This window comes from Mesorhizobium sp. M7A.F.Ca.CA.002.05.1.1 (assembly GCF_003998335.1).
Lineage (GTDB): Bacteria > Pseudomonadota > Alphaproteobacteria > Rhizobiales > Rhizobiaceae > Mesorhizobium.
Window position 1 is genome coordinate 1 of record NZ_RZQI01001047.1, and the last position, 1,919, is coordinate 1,919.

The 1,919-nt window shown below is 64.8% G+C and carries 3 protein-coding genes and 1 pseudogene; 1 reads left to right on the top strand and 3 read right to left on the bottom strand.

The genetic code is table 11. From position 1 onward, the window contains the following. Positions 1 to 64: 64 nt before the first annotated feature. Both EN939_RS32245 and EN939_RS32250 read right to left on the bottom strand, forming a co-directional pair. Entirely contained in the window at positions 65 to 424 is a 360-nt protein-coding gene (locus tag EN939_RS32245) for a hypothetical protein (protein WP_164748707.1), read from the bottom strand. Next, complete coding sequence (locus tag EN939_RS32250) at positions 421 to 564, bottom strand: hypothetical protein (protein WP_127269741.1); 144 nt, start codon at positions 562 to 564, stop codon at positions 421 to 423. Before EN939_RS32250 ends, EN939_RS32245 begins: the two co-directional genes overlap by 4 nt. 175 nt (positions 565 to 739) lie before the next feature. On the opposite strand from EN939_RS32250, the gene EN939_RS32255 reads away from it, so the two are divergent. After that, on the top strand, positions 740 to 1,711 hold the full coding sequence (locus tag EN939_RS32255) for a helix-turn-helix transcriptional regulator (protein WP_127269743.1): 972 nt from the start codon (positions 740 to 742) through the stop codon (positions 1,709 to 1,711). A 72-nt stretch (positions 1,712 to 1,783) separates the two neighbouring features. On the opposite strand, the pseudogene EN939_RS39490 reads toward EN939_RS32255, so the two are convergent. Next, a pseudogene (locus EN939_RS39490) lies at positions 1,784 to 1,919 on the bottom strand (lipo-like protein); the annotation flags it as partial.

The following is a 1,919-nucleotide window of genomic DNA, read 5'->3' on the forward strand; positions in this document are numbered from 1 at the left end:
GTCGAACATCATGCCGGCAAGTGCGAGCGCGCCGGCTAGCCGGCGCATGGCTGCGAAACGCCGCTCAGCCATAACAGTCCTCCACAACGCCGGCCCGGGCACTGCTCGTCGCCTGGGACTGCAGAACCGAGCCGCCGATCGAGGCGGCCTGGCCGGCAATGACCCCACCATTGCCAGCCAGACCGCCAAGACCCCCCGCCATCGACAGGACACCGCCGAGCAGAGCCGCATTGGTCTGCGCCTTCGCCGCCTTCTTGGCGGCCTCGGCGCAGGCGGTTTCCGTCGATGGTTCGTTCCGGGCCTTGTTGCTGCCGGCCGCGCTCGCGATCAATGCCGTGTTGCTGTCGGCCTGGCCCGTTTGGCAGCCCGCCAGGGCAATGGTCAGGGCCACGAAAATGCTTTTTTTCATGGTGCTGCTCATCATCGGGCAGCGCGCGGCGGCAGCTTGACCTCGCGGTGATCGGTCACCGTGTTGCCCAACGAGATCGACAGCAGATAGGCACGCGGATTGAAGCCCGCCGCGGCCAGTGCCGACAGCGTCTTGAACAGTTGCAAATGAAACATCGTGCCCCCTTGGATTGCCGCCAATACGGTTCCGGTTTCGGAATCGCGCCGCAAACTAGGGGCATCGAAGGGGGACAGCTTGGACAGAACGGCACTGAAAGCGGCCAAAACGGCCCGGTATTGACGTTTTGCAGGCCGCGGCGCATATGACCGCGCTCTTGGCATGGGGGTGTCGATGACTGCGACGATGGGGCCGTCAGCTTCGTTCAGGCTGGCGACGGAGATGTTTCCGGAGCGGGATCGCGTCGAGATTACGCGCGAGGTTTACGGCCGCACGGTTCTGAGGGTGGACCTCGATCCGCTTGCGCCGGCGCAGATCGACATGCGGGTGCGCGCGTTGCCGGGCCTCGGCATCGCCACCGGCAGCTCATCGGAATTCCGGGTGCATCGCACATCGTCGCTGATCGACAACGACGACTTCGTTCTTCTGGCGGCCCTCGATGGGGGCAGCGTGATGAAGCACCGCGGCCGCGAGGAGGCGGTCGGCAACGGCCAGGCGCTGATGATGAGCGGTGACGAGGTTGGCCTCAACCTGATCGGCGCCGGCGGGTTCCGCTTCATCAATCTGAGTTTTTCGCGCAAGCAGCTTTCGCCTCTGATCGGCGATCCGGCAGCGGTCCTTATGCGGCCCTTGCCGACCCAAAGCGGGGCGATGCGGCTGTTGCTCGACTATATCAACTCGATCCAGGAGGTCGGAGACGAGTTGACTGCGGAGGCCTGTCACCTTGCGGCGACGCATGTCTTCGACCTTGCCGCACTCGCCATGGGCGCGACCAGGGATGCGGCCCAGATCGCACGCGGCCGTGGCGTCAGCGTTGCCCGCTTGCGCGCCATCAAGGCCGATATCGTCGCGCATGGTGGCCATGTCGACCTGTCGGCGCGGGACGTCGCCGCCCGCCACGGACTGTCGGCCCGCTATGTCCGCAAGCTGTTCGAGAGCGATGGCACATCCTTGATTGATTTCATGATGAACCAGCGGCTGGCGCGTGCCCATCGCATGCTTGGCGATCCGCGCCATGCCGGACGCAGCATCACCGCGATCGCCTACGAGGCCGGCTTCAACGATCTTTCCTATTTCAACCGGGCGTTCCGCCGCCGTTATGACGCCACTCCCTCGGACGTGCGCGTTGCGGCTTGCAAGCACTGACGCCAAAGCGCCGCCTGCCGGGCCGCGCTCCCGTGCCGTGCCGTCCATGCTGTTGGACTCATTTGATCGCGTCTATTCGGCGGCCTTTGCCCCGGGATCGGCAACCTTGTCGTCCCAGACCATCTGCCGGTAGTCGAAACCATATTCCAGCGTCGGTTTGACGATGCGGAAATAGGGCGACAGGTCGAAATCGCGCGGCGTGTAGAGC